At 57.1% G+C, this 13,338-nt stretch carries 15 protein-coding genes; 9 read left to right on the top strand and 6 right to left on the bottom strand.

Annotated features, from left to right (window positions below):
- Window positions 1–557: 557 nt before the first annotated feature.
- The 3 genes from N7220_RS16440 to N7220_RS16450 are packed head-to-tail and all read left to right on the top strand — an operon-like array spanning window position 558 to window position 2,137.
- Complete coding sequence (locus N7220_RS16440; RefSeq protein WP_283148601.1) at window positions 558–917, top strand: hypothetical protein; 360 nt, start codon at window positions 558–560, stop codon at window positions 915–917.
- A gap of 36 nt (window positions 918–953) precedes the next feature.
- Window positions 954–1,661 (top strand): SIMPL domain-containing protein, encoded by a 708-nt coding sequence (locus N7220_RS16445; protein ID WP_283148602.1) that lies wholly within the window; start codon window positions 954–956, stop codon window positions 1,659–1,661.
- Between the two features lie 17 nt (window positions 1,662–1,678).
- Window positions 1,679–2,137 carry a protein YgfX gene (locus N7220_RS16450; protein WP_283148603.1) on the top strand — a complete coding sequence of 153 codons (459 nt, stop codon included), beginning with the start codon at window positions 1,679–1,681 and terminating at the stop codon, window positions 2,135–2,137.
- Here the strand turns inward: N7220_RS16450 and N7220_RS16455 are convergent.
- The 3 genes from N7220_RS16455 to N7220_RS16465 form a co-directional block, all read right to left on the bottom strand.
- On the bottom strand, window positions 2,108–2,890 hold the full coding sequence (locus tag N7220_RS16455) for a heme ABC transporter ATP-binding protein (protein WP_283148604.1): 783 nt from the start codon (window positions 2,888–2,890) through the stop codon (window positions 2,108–2,110). The two genes, N7220_RS16450 and N7220_RS16455, sit on opposite strands and share 30 nt — an antisense overlap.
- The gene (locus N7220_RS16460; RefSeq protein WP_283148605.1) at window positions 2,887–3,885 is read right to left on the bottom strand and encodes a FecCD family ABC transporter permease; all 999 of its coding nucleotides are present in this window, start codon (window positions 3,883–3,885) and stop codon (window positions 2,887–2,889) included. Before N7220_RS16460 ends, N7220_RS16455 begins: the two co-directional genes overlap by 4 nt.
- 141 nt (window positions 3,886–4,026) lie before the next feature.
- Window positions 4,027–4,914, bottom strand: coding sequence for a hypothetical protein (locus N7220_RS16465; protein ID WP_283148606.1), 888 nt, complete (start codon window positions 4,912–4,914; stop codon window positions 4,027–4,029).
- A 294-nt stretch (window positions 4,915–5,208) separates the two neighbouring features.
- Here N7220_RS16465 and N7220_RS16470 point away from each other — a divergent pair, with 294 nt between their 5' ends.
- On the top strand, window positions 5,209–5,811 hold the full coding sequence (locus N7220_RS16470) for a peroxiredoxin (RefSeq protein WP_283148607.1): 603 nt from the start codon (window positions 5,209–5,211) through the stop codon (window positions 5,809–5,811).
- A 534-nt stretch (window positions 5,812–6,345) separates the two neighbouring features.
- On the top strand, window positions 6,346–6,924 hold the full coding sequence (locus N7220_RS16475) for a TetR/AcrR family transcriptional regulator (RefSeq protein ID WP_283148608.1): 579 nt from the start codon (window positions 6,346–6,348) through the stop codon (window positions 6,922–6,924).
- On the opposite strand, the gene N7220_RS16480 is transcribed toward N7220_RS16475, so the two are convergent.
- Both N7220_RS16480 and N7220_RS16485 read right to left on the bottom strand, forming a co-directional pair.
- The gene (locus tag N7220_RS16480; protein ID WP_283148609.1) at window positions 6,914–7,711 is read right to left on the bottom strand and encodes a DUF3025 domain-containing protein; all 798 of its coding nucleotides are present in this window, start codon (window positions 7,709–7,711) and stop codon (window positions 6,914–6,916) included. The genes N7220_RS16475 and N7220_RS16480 overlap by 11 nt on opposite strands.
- Window positions 7,712–7,748: 37 nt before the next feature.
- Complete coding sequence (locus N7220_RS16485) at window positions 7,749–8,243, bottom strand: hypothetical protein (RefSeq protein ID WP_283148610.1); 495 nt, start codon at window positions 8,241–8,243, stop codon at window positions 7,749–7,751.
- A 128-nt stretch (window positions 8,244–8,371) separates the two neighbouring features.
- Between N7220_RS16485 and zapE the strand changes: the two genes are divergently transcribed.
- A complete protein-coding gene (gene zapE, locus N7220_RS16490; protein WP_283148611.1) occupies window positions 8,372–9,523 on the top strand; it encodes a cell division protein ZapE in 1,152 nt (383 codons plus the stop codon).
- Window positions 9,524–9,664: 141 nt separating this feature from the next.
- On the opposite strand, the gene N7220_RS16495 is transcribed toward zapE, so the two are convergent.
- Complete coding sequence (locus N7220_RS16495; RefSeq protein ID WP_283148612.1) at window positions 9,665–10,207, bottom strand: phasin family protein; 543 nt, start codon at window positions 10,205–10,207, stop codon at window positions 9,665–9,667.
- A gap of 239 nt (window positions 10,208–10,446) precedes the next feature.
- On the opposite strand from N7220_RS16495, the gene phaR reads away from it, so the two are divergent.
- From phaR to tcdA, 3 genes are all read left to right on the top strand, one after another.
- The gene (gene phaR, locus N7220_RS16500; RefSeq protein WP_283148613.1) at window positions 10,447–11,091 is read left to right on the top strand and encodes a polyhydroxyalkanoate synthesis repressor PhaR; all 645 of its coding nucleotides are present in this window, start codon (window positions 10,447–10,449) and stop codon (window positions 11,089–11,091) included.
- A gap of 124 nt (window positions 11,092–11,215) precedes the next feature.
- Entirely contained in the window at window positions 11,216–12,532 is a 1,317-nt protein-coding gene (rimO, locus tag N7220_RS16505; protein ID WP_283148614.1) for a 30S ribosomal protein S12 methylthiotransferase RimO, read from the top strand.
- A complete protein-coding gene (tcdA, locus tag N7220_RS16510) occupies window positions 12,532–13,320 on the top strand; it encodes a tRNA cyclic N6-threonylcarbamoyladenosine(37) synthase TcdA (protein WP_283148615.1) in 789 nt (262 codons plus the stop codon). Before rimO ends, tcdA begins: the two co-directional genes overlap by 1 nt.
- The last annotated feature ends 18 nt before the right edge of the window (window positions 13,321–13,338 follow it).

The raw sequence follows: 13,338 nt of genomic DNA on the forward strand, positions 1-13,338 counted from the left end.
GCCTGCCCAACCGGCTGCTCAACCGGCAGTAGTGCCGGCGGTTGCGGCTCAACCACCGAAGAAAGCGGCAGAGTCCAAACCGGCAGCTCGTGTTGCAGGCAATGCTCAGGAAGCCGCACCGCAGCCCGCTACCGGCGGTACTCGGCGTCGCGGCGGCACGCAAAAATCGGCGCTGACTAACGCACCTTCGGCTGCACTAGTTCCAGCACCGGTTGCGACCCCTGTTGCTGCGCCAGCTCCTGCTGGTCGGCGCAAACCGCAAACTGCGGCGTTGTTGCAAGCCAAGCCAGCCAGCGCCAATCCGGTTGCTGCGCCAGCGCCGGTTGCGCCAGCTACAGCTCCGGTGGCTGCACCCGCCGCCGCGCCAGCCGCCAGCCGTACACGTCTTCGTAAAAAAGAAGTTTGATCCCGGCTGTCGCAGCCACCGTGCCGATTGTTGCGGCGCGGTGGCTGCGCGCGGCATGTTAATCTTGCAAAGTATGTGAGCTGGCACACAGTGTCGCGACTTTTCGCGGTACTGGTGCGGCCCTGTGGAAACATCAAGGAGTATGGGTTCTATGTTTATCGTTGATCGTTCGGCGGCTTTGATTCGCCCCAAGCAACCTTTCCTCGACTGGCTCAATGCCTTGCCGGGCAACGATATTGTATTGTCGCTGGAAGACATCCGTAGCGATTGCACCGTGATTATGGTTCCGGAAGTCAGCGAACCTGAAGACGGTATTTCGTATATCGATGATCTGGCAGAACGTTTGTTTGAGATGGAACTTGCGTCGTGGGTTGAGGACGAAAGCCTGTGGCCGGCCAAGCGCACGCTCAAACTGTTCTGGGAATGGTTTGATGTAGAGATTCACATGGGCGTGATGGATAGCGTGGCCGAAGATATCCACAACACACCTTCAGATCATAACTATCACTAATGCGTCGGGAACAGTCGGCGCACAGGAGAAAAACCCATGCGTCGACCTGCACTTGCTATTGTTGCTGTGCTGTTTTGTTCCGGTCTGGCTCAAGCCGAGCCGCTCAACTACAACGTAGTCAATCTGGAAGCCAGTTCCAGCCAGGACGTCAGCAATGACATGGCGTCCGCCACCTTGTTTGTTGAAATCAATAATAACGATCCAGCGCAGCTGGCAGACAAGGTCAACCAGACGCTTGCCGCCGCAATCCGCGTCTCCAAACAATATGGCACGGTGCAATCTGCAGGCACTGGCTACACCACTTATCCGGTCTACAACAATAAAACCAGCAAGCAAGATGGCTGGCGTGGCCGGGGTGAGTTGCGTCTGACCAGCCGCGACTTTGCGTCACTCTCTAAACTGCTGGGGCAATTGCAGCAACCATTGTCCAACGGTGTACCCATGCAACTGGCGGGCATTCGCTATGGCGTGTCCGATGAGTCGCGCAAAGCGGCCGAAGACGGGCTGATTACAGAGAGCATCAAGGCCTTTCGCCAGCGCGCCGAGCTGATTCAGCGCGGGATGGATGGCGCGGGCTGGCGCACCGTGAACATGAACGTCAACACCCAGTCGTTTGAGCCGCCAATGCCACGCCCGATGATGATGAAGGCAGCGATGTCAGCTGACAATCCCGCGCCGCCACCGGTTGAAGGTGGCGAGAGCAAGGTTTCAGTGACTGTCTCGGGCAGTATCCAGGTTCAATAAGCCAGGTTCAACGACTTATGCGCGTGACCGCTCCGGCGTTGCACATCTCCTTTGGGGGCGGGCGCGCCGGTTTCTATCTGTGCTGTGTTTTTGCTGCTGCAGCGGCGCTCAGTGCTATCGCTTTGCCGTGGTCGTGGCGGCTGCTGGCCTGGCTTGGGACGGCAGCATACCTGGTTTACTTATGGTGCCAGCCGACCCCGCGCGGATTGCTTGTTCTGGCAGGCGATGGGGCTTTGCAGATTGGCTGGGGCGACGAATCTCCCCAAGCCGCTCAAGTACTGGGTTCCACAATGGTCAGTGCGCATTTGCTGGTACTGCATTTACGTGTGCAAAACGTCCGTAAAGTGCAGCGTCTGGTTTTGTGGCCAGACAGCATGCCTGCAGACGATTTTCGGCGTTTGCGCGTGGCGTTGCGCTGGAACAAACGTGCACATGCGCAAGAGCAATCAGCCAAACAACACCAGTTGCCGTCCTGATCCGGGCGGATATTCTAGTACGTCGGCGGACATCCCGTAGAGCGCGTGCATGTTTTGCGCAGTCAGCACTTCTGCCGGTTTACCATCCGCCAGCATTTTTCCGTCATTGAGCAATAACAGCCGGTCGCACCAGCGTGCCGCGAGGTTGACGTCATGCAGCACCACCAGCACGGCCAATTGCTCGCGTTGTGCCAATTCCCGCACTGCACTGAGCAAACCGTGTTGATGCTTGGGGTCGAGGCTGGACGTAGGTTCATCCAGCAATAACAAGCGTTCGGTGCTGGGGCTTGCTGCGAGTATCTGCAGTAGCACGCGGGCAAACTGCACCCGTTGCTGTTCACCGCCGGAGAGCCCGGCATAGTGGCGCCCGGCCAGATCGGCCGCGTCCGCCAATGCCAATGCCTGAGTGATCAACTCCTCAATCTGCGCCGCGGCGAGATCCTCGAAGGGGTAGGCGCCCATGGCTACGACTTCGGGCACCGGCAAGTCAAACGCCAGCGTTGGCGATTGCGGCAACAGCGCGCGTTGCCGGGCCAGTTGGCGTTGGGTCAGTTGTTTGAGCGCCACGCCGTTGAGGGTAATGTCTCCCGTTTGCAGCGGCAGATCGCCAGCCAGCGCAGCCAGCAAAGACGATTTACCCGCACCGTTTGCCCCAAGCACGCCAATAAACTCGCCCGCCTTGACCGCAAACGAGATGTCATCCAACACCACGCGGCCTTCGCGTACACAGCGCAATTGCCGAACTGCAATCATGGCTTACTCCAGCGGGCCAGCAGCCACAAAAAGAATGGCCCACCGACCAGGCTGGTGACAATCCCGACTGGCACTTCGGCGGGTGACAAGGCGATCCGCGCCAGCCAGTCAGCCAGTACCAGCGCAATGGCGCCGGTCAGAATGGATGCAGGCAACAGTATCCGATGCTGGGCGCCCAATACGATGCGCACCAGATGAGGGACGACCAGCCCGACAAAGCCGATGGTGCCACACGCAGCCACCAGCGGCCCTACCAGCAGGGCGACCAGCACGGTCAGGCGTCGCTGCAATCCGCGAATGGCGAAGCCCAGATGCCCGGCTTCACGCTCGCCCAGCAAGAGTGCGTTCATACCACGCCATTCTCGCAGCAAGAGCACTGACAACAGCAGAGTCCACGGAGCCAGAAAGGCCAGCAATGCCCAGTTGCCGCCAGCCAGACTGCCCATGTTCCAGAATGTCAGTGATCGCAATTGGGCGTCAGTCGCCACCCAGGTACATAAGGCAGTCAGGCTGCCGCAAACCGCATTGATGGCCACTCCCGCCAACAGCAATCCGGCTACGGCACGGCTGCGCCGGCCAATTTGCCATGCCACAAACAAGGCGGCCAGGCTGCCGCAAAAGGCCATGCCGGCGATCCAGCCAAAAGCAGTGGCACCAAACACAATGGCGGCAACGGCGCCTAAAGCACCACCGGCAGAGACTCCCACAAGACCTGGCTCCGCCAGCGGATTGCGAAACAGCGCTTGCATGGCCGCGCCGGAAATCGCCAGTCCGCCACCGCAGACCGCCGCGAACACCACTCGCGGCAAACGCACGTCGAACAGCACGGTCTGCCACAGCGTTTCGTCCGGGGTTTGCGGCGTGGCATACAGCAGGGGAAACAGGGCGCCTAAGGGGATATGTACTGTGCCGCTGATACTGGCTGCCAGCATCAAGGCGATCAGCAGCGCGGCCAGAATGGCAAAAGTGCCTCTGGCAAGGGCAGGGCGTAGCAAAAGAGGGCGGTTAGGTATCGTCACCCGATGCATGGTAAACGGTAAATGTCATCACCGGTATCGCTGGTGAAGTCTGTAGAAGACAAACCCCGGCGCATGACCGGGGTCTGTGGGCAACTGCTTGGGCGCAACGCGATGACACTAGTTGATCTTCAGCCAGGTTTGCGTGCGTGCGTTGAAAAAGCCGGACTCTTTATAAGCTTGTTCAATGGTGCCTTTTGCGCGTAATTTGGCCAGGCCTTTTTCAAGTGCATCGAAGGTTTCTGCGCCGTGTGGGGCGCTGCGACTAACGAACAGGTGACGGCTGCCAGCCAGCCCCACCTTCACATTGGGAATCGGCACCAGCGAATATTCGCCCAGCGTGAGTGACATATCTGCAGTCGGCTGGAATGGTGCCAGCAAAACGTCGGCGCGACCTTTTTCTACCATGCCGACCATTGAGTCCCAGCTTTGGGTCTGCAGCAACTGGTTGAGCTTGAGGCCTTCCAGCGTGGCGACGTCGGGCTTCCAGCTGTCGGCCACGACCGCCGTCAGCTGGCGCACGTCGTCTAGCGAACGCGCAGCCAGGGCTTTTTTGTTGTCGGGCGAGGTATATAAACCCGCCTCAAACTCACCCTGACGGATCAGCGGGGAGGAAATATAAATCTTGTCATCAATCGACTTGAGATCGATTTGCCATGCCGAGTTGCCGCCCATGGTGGCATTGCCGGACAAAATTTCTTTCAGATAACGCGTATACGAGTCGCTATTGTTGTCGACCTTGACCAGTTTGACGGGCCGACTCAATCCGCCCAGCGCCAACGCCTGCTGCACCAGTACTAACTCCACCACGTCACGACGCGAGCCTTCGCCCGCAAAATGACTAAGGGTTAGCGGATTACGTTTGCCGATAAAACGCTGGTAATCGTTGTAAACATCCTGCTGCGTGAGAATGGTGATTGGTTCTACCGCACGAGCGGGCGACGGGCCCAATGCCAAAGCGGCCAGCGCTGCGGCAATAAACCGGCGACGGAAAATCGGGTACAGCATCGGGCCTGGCTCCTCGGAAAAACTCGGCTGCATGCTCCGGTACGCTGCACCGGCCGCAGATTGATGAAGGGCTTTACGAGCAAGGCGCTATCATGGCAACTCTGTAAGCAAACGACAATATTTGCATGAGAGGATGAGGTGATCTGAGGGAAAAACAGACACTGCGCTGGACTGACTCCGGCTGACTGATAGGCAGTCTCTATCATCAGCATGAACTTTCCCGATTTGACAGCCTCTACCCCCAGCAACTATCGTTTTCGGGTTTACGCAACCGATCATTTACAGGAGATTCACATGGCCGTTCTCGTTGGCAAACAAGCTCCCGACTTCACCGCAGCCGCCGTTCTGGGCAATGGTGAAATTGTTGACCGCTTTAATCTGAAAGAAGCCACCAAGGGCAAATACGCGCTGGTGTTCTTCTATCCGCTGGACTTCACCTTTGTGTGCCCGTCGGAACTGATCGCGTTTGATCACCGCCTGGCTGAATTCAAGTCCCGTAACGTTGAAGTGATTGGCGTGTCTATCGACAGCCAGTTCACCCACAACGCATGGCGTAACACCCCGGTGGAAAAGGGCGGCATTGGCCCGGTCGGCTACCCGCTGGTTGCTGATACCAAGCACTCCATCGCACAAGACTACGACGTGGAAACCGCTGATGGCGTGGCTTTCCGCGGCACGTTCCTGATCGACCGCGACGGCGTGGTGCGTCACGAGTCAATCAATGATCTGCCGCTGGGTCGCAATGTGGACGAATACATCCGTCTGGTTGACGCGCTGCAGTTCACTGAAGAACACGGCGAAGTGTGCCCGGCTGGCTGGAACAAGGGTAAGGCCGGTATGAAGGCTGATCCGAAGGGCGTGGCCGAGTACCTGGCTTCGAACGCGAAGGATCTGTAACCGGACCGGTTACAACATGCGACGGCGGTTTGACTGCCGTTGTCCAGGGCGCCGCACTGCGGCGCCTTTTTATTTTCCACAGCGCTTGCATGACGTATTCCCCCTTCGTGATTCGATTCGCTGTGAATGACTGAAAAAACGCGAATCGAAAAGCAGCAAAAATCACTGCATGGATGCGGTAGTTCGTGCCTGGCACGACCCCGCCCTGATCACCAGAACCGGAAACGACGCTTGCCTTTTCACCATAGCCGGGTGTTTGCGGCTTTGCCGAACGAATCAGCGCCACAGATCGAATGTTTGGGTGGCCCGTGGCAAGGATGAACGGGCGAATGGCCCCCCGGCGCACATGCGGGATCGCAGTCGGTTGGTCCGGCGTGCAAGTCCCAGCGACATATTCGTTTATCCAGGCTGATTTTTATCTGACCGCTTTCCGTCTGTCTGATATGTCAGAATTGCCCTGCAAGGCGCGCCAGGCATACATCTCTGTATTTTTATTCAAGTGTCAGATTCGTGATGACTCGATAGAATGGCGTCATGAGTGCACAAGCCCGTTCCAGCATCACCCGTCAGCAATTACTCGATGCCGCGCGTCGAATACTGATCGAGCAAGGCTACGCCCAATTGGGTGAAGCACGCGTCTGCGACCTTGCTGGCGTTACCCGCGGAGCATTGCGCTATCATTTTCCTGATGGTTTGTATGATCTGTTGCCAACCCTGATTGAAGATCTGATTGAGATTGAGGCGCGCAAGATCGATGCCACTGGCGCAATGCAGCCGCGTGAACGTGTGTACCTGGCGCTCTACGGCTTGGCCATGGTGGGCCAACAAACCGATTCACTGGCAATTCTGGAAGTCTGGATGGCTGCGCGCGGCGATGTCCGCTTGTCTGAGCGGGTTTATCCAGTCATGCACCGGGCCAATTTACGCATTTTCGGCATCACTCCCAACTCGCCGTTTGAACCGGATTTACTGGCTCTGCGCATGTTATTGCACGGGGCCAGCCTGCATGTGTTCAATCCGGATTTTGATCGAGCCCAATTGGGCAGCGCCTTGAAGTGGGTCTTGCAACAGTGGCCCGCGCCAGAAAGCCTGCGCCTGCCAGTTACTCATTAAACGCCTGGTGATGAACTGGTTGGCGCAGTGGGCGAAAATACTTTGTATTGGCGTAGAAACTGGCGTCTTGTTCGGGCCACCAGCCCGGCACGCCCAGATATGGCAAGGGCGGTAACTGGCGGGGCGTTTGCAACTGATCGGCGTTGATCTGGGCGGCGAGATAATCATCCAGCCAAGCCAGTTTTTGCGCCTGCGGCCAACGGAAGTATTCGGCACTGACGGGTACGGGCCAGCACTTTCCGGTCAGGCCGGTAAACGGCTCAAGCAGCGCTTCGTAATTGGCATGACCAAAACAGACTGCCTCAATTGTCTGGCCCCAATCTGCACGTCGTTGCACAAACAACTGGTGCCAATCGTGGCCGCGCAACGCATCCAGTAGCGCAGCGTCACAATACGGCACGATCAAACCACATTCATCAAACAACGTCGCCGCATCACGGATCGGCCCGCGCTGGCCCTTGCCGCCTTGCGGCAGATGCCGGTAGTGCAATGCATTCAGCGCGGCTTTGGTGCGGCTGAAGGTCAGCCAGATCATTGCGTTGAAACAATCATGCCAGTCATCCAGGCGAGTGGCGACACGGCCTAGTTCGTGGATTTCCGCTTCGTAATAGCGCGTCAAACTGTCGGGGTCGACAAACTGGATGATCGCACCAGATTGCGCGCGCGGACGGTCGGGGATTCGCGCCCAGCTTGAGTGATCAGGAAAAGCCGCAAATCCTTCCAGCCAGGCCCGCAAGGTGGCAAAGGCGGGGTGCGCAAATTGAGGGTGGGGCCAGGGTTGCGACATCAGGCTGCATCAAGCGCGGATTGGCGACATGGACCCATTACTGCAGGCGACCCATATCGAGCCGACCTTCAGCAACCGGGTTTGGGTCTGCGGCGTTGGCCAGTGCTTTAACGGTAACGACGTAGCGGCCACCCTTGCTGCAGGGCGGGGCGTAAATCGAACCATCACGTGCGCCGAGGGATTTGACGCCAGCAGGAACCGGCCCTTGGGCGGCGATGGCGGGAATCTGCGCACTGGTGGCGCCTTTGGGCACGGTGTAAATCAAGCGGCCCATGCCGCCGCCGTCATTGGCACCGCCATGCTCGGAGAACTCCACCAGCAAGGCGCTGGCGTTGGCCGGAACATCAAACACGTTTAGCCCGGGCGTGGCACCGGCGCCACCCAATTTGCTGCATTGCTGTCCGGCTGGAATGCTGCTGCCGTTCCATAGCGGACTGGCAAAGCGCAAAGTCAGTGCGCCGCCATCGGCACTGGCGAACGCGGCAGTTGCGAAAGTCGTAATGGCAACAACAAAACGGCTGAATGATGTCATATGGCAAGAAACCTCGACGGGAGAGATGCTGATTCTAATGCAATCGCGCGATGCGGGAATGGCACCATGTCACTGTTGGCCTTGCTCCGTATAATGCGTCACACCTTGTCCGCGATTAAAACTAAGCCATGTCCGCGCATGTGATCACTCCCCCGCAATCTGGTACCAGCCCGCAAACGTGGTACGACGGCGTACGGCATCTGCCCGGGTTTATTGAAGATAGTGCCCAGGCTGCGGCCATTGCCCGACTGGAAACACTGTTTCAGGAACTGCTGGAATTCAAACGCAAACGGCATCGGCTGTTTGGCAAAACGCTCTTGCCGCAACCGGCGCCACCGCGCGGGGTGTGGTTCTGGGGCGGAGTCGGGCGAGGTAAAAGCTTTTTGATGGATGCATTTTTCGCGGGGCTGCCGTACGCCCGCAAAAAGCGCATTCACTTTCACCAGTTCATGCAAGACGTGCAACGCGAACTGGCGCAGCTGAAAAGCGAAACCGATCCGCTGGTGAAAATCGCCGAGAAGATCGCTCGTAACGTTCGTGTGCTGTGCTTTGACGAGTTCCACGTCTCGGATATTGCCGATGCCATGATCCTCGGCCGGCTACTGGAGCAGTTGTTCCAGCGGGGTGTGATTCTGATTGCCACCTCCAATTATCCGCCGGATGGCCTGTATCCTAATGGCCTGCAGCGCATTAACTTTCTGCCCACCATCGCGCTGATCAAGCAGCAGATGGATATCTTTAATCTGGATGGCGGGCAAGACCACCGCCTGCGGGCGCTTTCTGCCGCCAGAACCTATCTGGCGCCGATCACAGCAGATACGGATGCCGAACTGGACAAGCTTTTCAGTCAGATTGCCACCGGGCCGGATCAAGCCAGAACCATGACCATTGCCGGGCGTAACATCACTTGCCTGCGCCGCGCGCCCGGTGTGGCCTGGTTTGATTTCTTCAAGATATGTGGCGACCAGCGCGGGCAAGCGGATTACCTGGCAATTGGGCGCATGTACCAAACGGTGATTGTGTCTGGCATTCCGGCGCTCGAAGCGCGCCAGGCATCGGAAGCGCGGCGCTTTACCTGGCTGGTGGACGTGTTTTACGACCAGCGGGTCAAGTTGATTATCTCCGCCGACGTTCTCGCCGAGCAGTTGTATCTCGATGGTGTACAAGCCAGCGAATTCTTTCGCACGATCAGCCGGTTGACCGAGATGCAAACGCAGGAATATCTGGCCCTGCCGCACCAGCCAGTACTCGAATCGCTGGCTGGTTTGGTAGAAACCTGAAACCGGCTACATTTTTATTTGCAACATCGCCGAGCCGGTCCAGAAATGCTCCGCAAAGAAAAAGCCCCGCAATGCGGGGCTTTTTTATGCTTGACATAGGCAATCATTTTGCATGGTTAACCAGTCAAAGCATTATCTTGTTCATTTCTTGGCAGCGCTTTTTACTGCTTCGGCGGTGGCCGAAGTAGCTGCCTTTACCGATGCATCAGTGAATTCAGCAACCTGCTTGGCTGCTTTGGTCAGGCTGTCGACCGCAGCAGCGGTTGCAGCGGCAGTTGACTTCACTGCGGCAACGGCGACATCGGCACCGGCTGGAGCCGACTTGGCAAAGCGATCCAGGCCGCCTACCAATTCCTTGTGAAAGGCGACTGCGCGTTCTTCGTACAGCTTGCTCAGCTCAGTCTGGGCTTGCGAGGCAATCTCGAATACGCTGCGGGAAAAATGAGTAGCTTGTTCTACACTGGTTTCAATCAGCTTCTGGCGCAGGGCAACGGCCTCTTGTACATCTTTGACGGCAGCCAGAGCACGTGCGTTCTTCACGTTTTCTTCCAGAGCAGTGCGGGTGGCTTCAACCTGCACTTTGAACAGTCGCTCGGTGCTGTCCAGCGACAACCGCGCAAAACGCAGCACGGTTTCGATTTGTTCGGTGGCCAGATCGGCAATTTGTTGTTGGGCTTGGGACATGATGCGCTCCTGAATAATCCATTGATGGTTATGCGGTGCTGTAAATGTTTGCCTAAGTCAACTATGATGCATCGCACAATTGATTTTATTGTGTATTTTCATAATCGCAATGTCAACTGAATTTTTGTGCAGTGCAGCATGAAGTGTTGCATACCGGATGAACGGACGCTACTCTTGGCAGCATTCTCGTAATAATACGAAAATCACTACAACCCGCAGTCACCTTTCAGGGGAAATGCATGAGCGTCGAAAAACGGGTGATCAAGAAGTATCCCAACCGTCGGCTGTACGACACAGCCACCAGTTGTTACATCACGCTTGTCGATGTCAAACAGCTGGTTCTTGATCAGATTGACGTGCAGGTGCTGGATGCCAAAAGTGGCGAAGACATTACGCGTAGCGTGCTGTTGCAGATCATTCTGGAAGAAGAAGCCGGCGGCATGCCGATGTTCTCGTACGACGTGCTCACCCAGATCATCCGCTTCTATGGCCATGCCATGCAGGGCGTGATGGGCAACTATCTGGAAAAGAACATGCAGTTGTTCACCGAGATGCAAACGCGCCTGCAAGATCAGGCCAAAAATGCACTCGGTGGCGAAAACCCGATGCTCAACCCCAATGTCTGGGGCGACTTCATGAAGTTCCAGGGCCCGGCGCTGCAAAGCATGATGGGTAAATATCTGGAAAGCAGCACCACACTGTTTGTAGATATGCAGCAACAGTTGCAAGATCGGGCCAAGCACTTGTTTACCGGTTTTGGCATGCCAGGCTATGGCCGCGATGGCAGCCCGGTTGATCCCAATGAGCCCGAGCCATCGTCCCCGCCCGCCGCAGATGCACCGGATGACAAAACGCCGCCCAAGCGCCGTACAACGCAGAAATAACCCGTTGAAATAAAATTGATTTAAAATAGCCGGTTGTCCATGCGGGCATGTCACAGCGACATGCCCGCTCTGTTTTGGTATTGCGGCTGGTGGCGTTGTGGCTGCGGCCTGCTGGAGAGTACGTATGTCTACGCCTAAAGTCGGCTTCGTTTCGCTGGGTTGCCCTAAAGCCCTGGTCGATTCTGAACAAATCCTCACCCAGTTGCGCGCTGAGGGTTATTTGATTTCCGCTTCTTACGATGATGCCGACGTGGTGGTGGTCAACACCTGTGGTTTCATCGATTCCGCTGTGCAAGAGTCGCTTGATGCGATTGGCGAAGCGCTGGCGGAGAACGGCAAAGTGATCGTCACTGGCTGTCTGGGCGCCAAGGGCGATGGCGATGTCATCCGTCAGGTGCACCCCAAAGTGCTCGCGGTGACAGGCCCGCATGCCAAAGATGAGGTGATGACGCAGATTCACACCCATCTGCCCAAGCCGCACGACCCGTTTGTCGATCTCGTGCCCCCGGCCGGGATCAAACTCACGCCCAAGCACTATGCCTATCTGAAGATTTCGGAAGGCTGTAATCACCGCTGTACCTTCTGCATTATCCCGTCCATGCGTGGCGATCTGGATAGCCGCCCGGTACACGACGTGCTGCGTGAGGCGCAGAATCTGGCGAATTCCGGTGTGAAAGAATTGCTGGTGATCTCGCAAGACACCAGTGCGTACGGCGTGGATGTGAAATACAAGACCGGCTTTTACGAAGGTCGTCCGGTTAAAACCCGCATGACCGAACTGGTGGTTGAACTGGGCAAGCTGGGTATCTGGACGCGTCTGCATTATGTGTATCCGTACCCACACGTCGACGAGATCATCCCGTTAATGGCTGAGGGCAAAGTGTTGCCGTATCTGGATATCCCGTTCCAGCATGCCAGCCAACGCATTCTCAAGTTGATGAAGCGCCCTGCCAGCTCGGCCAATGTATTGAGCCGCATTAAAGCCTGGCGTGAAATCTGCCCGGATCTGGTTATCCGTTCGACCTTTATCGTCGGCTTCCCCGGCGAGACTGAAGAAGAGTTCCAGGAATTGCTGAACTTCCTCGACGAAGCACAACTGGATCGCGTGGGCTGTTTTACCTATTCGCCGGTGGAAGGTGCCACAGCGAACGAATTGCCCGATCACGTACCTGCGGATATCGCCGAAGAGCGTAAACAGCGCTTTATGGAAAAACAGGCCGAGATTTCCACCCAGCGCCTGGCCGCCAAAATTGGCCGCGAACTGCTGGTGCTGGTCGATGAAATCGACGAAGAGGGCGCTGTTGCCCGCACTTATGGCGACGCGCCAGAGATTGATGGCCTGGTGTACTTCGAACCGTCCGCCGACGTCAAAGTGGGCGAGTTTGTGAAGGTTCGCATCACCGATTCGGACGAGCACGACCTCTGGGCCGAACAAATCTGATGGATCAGTCGTATGAACGCCGCTTCGGCGGCATTGCCCGGCTTTACGGCACTGCGGCCTTGCAGCGCTTTCGCCACGCCCACGTGTGCGTGATTGGCATAGGCGGCGTCGGTACTTGGGTGGTGGAGGCGCTGGCGCGCTCCGGTATCGGTCAACTGACGTTGATTGATCTGGACGATATTTGCGTGTCTAACGTGAATCGTCAACTGCCAGCTTTTTCCGGGCAATTTGGCCGGATGAAGGTCGAGGCCATGCGCGAGCGCGTGCTGGCGATCAATCCGGAATGCGTCGTACATACGATTGAAGATTTTGTCACCGCCGACAATCTGGAAGAAATGCTGGGCGCGGGTTACGACTACATTGTTGATGCCATCGACAGCGTGAAAACCAAGGCTGCCATCATCAATTTCTGCCGTCGTCGCAAGTTACCATTGATGGTGACCGGTGGGGCAGGTGGGCAAACTGATCCGACGCAGATCCGCATTGAAGACCTTTCCAAAACCACGCAAGACCCGCTAGCGGCCAAGGTCCGTAACATCCTGCGTCGGGATTTTGGCTTTCCCAAGCCCGGCAAGAAATTTGGGGTGGATTGCGTGTATTCCACCGAAGCGCTGGTTTATCCGCAGGCGGATGGTTCGGTCTGCGGCATCAAGCCAGAAGTGGGCGACAGCCCGGTGCGGCTGGATTGTGAGGGTGGCTTTGGTGCGGTCACCACCGTGACCGGCACCTTTGGTTTTATCGCGGCATCGCGCGTTCTGCGCAAGCTGGCTGATTCAGCCATCAAATAACGATACCCGCCCTACGTC

The sequence above is a fragment of the Silvimonas soli genome (assembly GCF_030035605.1).
Lineage (GTDB): Bacteria > Pseudomonadota > Gammaproteobacteria > Burkholderiales > Chitinibacteraceae > Silvimonas > Silvimonas soli.

Coding starts and splice junctions, on each gene's coding strand:
- N7220_RS16440 (WP_283148601.1), top strand. CDS start 558: ATGTTTATCGTTGATCGTTCGGCGGCTTTGATTCGCCCCAAGCAACCT.
- N7220_RS16445 (WP_283148602.1), top strand. CDS start 954: ATGCGTCGACCTGCACTTGCTATTGTTGCTGTGCTGTTTTGTTCCGGT.
- N7220_RS16450 (WP_283148603.1), top strand. CDS start 1,679: ATGCGCGTGACCGCTCCGGCGTTGCACATCTCCTTTGGGGGCGGGCGC.
- N7220_RS16455 (WP_283148604.1), bottom strand. CDS start 2,890: ATGATTGCAGTTCGGCAATTGCGCTGTGTACGCGAAGGCCGCGTGGTG.
- N7220_RS16465 (WP_283148606.1), bottom strand. CDS start 4,914: ATGCTGTACCCGATTTTCCGTCGCCGGTTTATTGCCGCAGCGCTGGCC.
- N7220_RS16470 (WP_283148607.1), top strand. CDS start 5,209: ATGGCCGTTCTCGTTGGCAAACAAGCTCCCGACTTCACCGCAGCCGCC.
- N7220_RS16475 (WP_283148608.1), top strand. CDS start 6,346: ATGAGTGCACAAGCCCGTTCCAGCATCACCCGTCAGCAATTACTCGAT.
- N7220_RS16480 (WP_283148609.1), bottom strand. CDS start 7,711: ATGTCGCAACCCTGGCCCCACCCTCAATTTGCGCACCCCGCCTTTGCC.
- N7220_RS16485 (WP_283148610.1), bottom strand. CDS start 8,243: ATGACATCATTCAGCCGTTTTGTTGTTGCCATTACGACTTTCGCAACT.
- zapE (WP_283148611.1), top strand. CDS start 8,372: ATGTCCGCGCATGTGATCACTCCCCCGCAATCTGGTACCAGCCCGCAA.
- N7220_RS16495 (WP_283148612.1), bottom strand. CDS start 10,207: ATGTCCCAAGCCCAACAACAAATTGCCGATCTGGCCACCGAACAAATC.
- phaR (WP_283148613.1), top strand. CDS start 10,447: ATGAGCGTCGAAAAACGGGTGATCAAGAAGTATCCCAACCGTCGGCTG.
- rimO (WP_283148614.1), top strand. CDS start 11,216: ATGTCTACGCCTAAAGTCGGCTTCGTTTCGCTGGGTTGCCCTAAAGCC.
- tcdA (WP_283148615.1), top strand. CDS start 12,532: ATGGATCAGTCGTATGAACGCCGCTTCGGCGGCATTGCCCGGCTTTAC.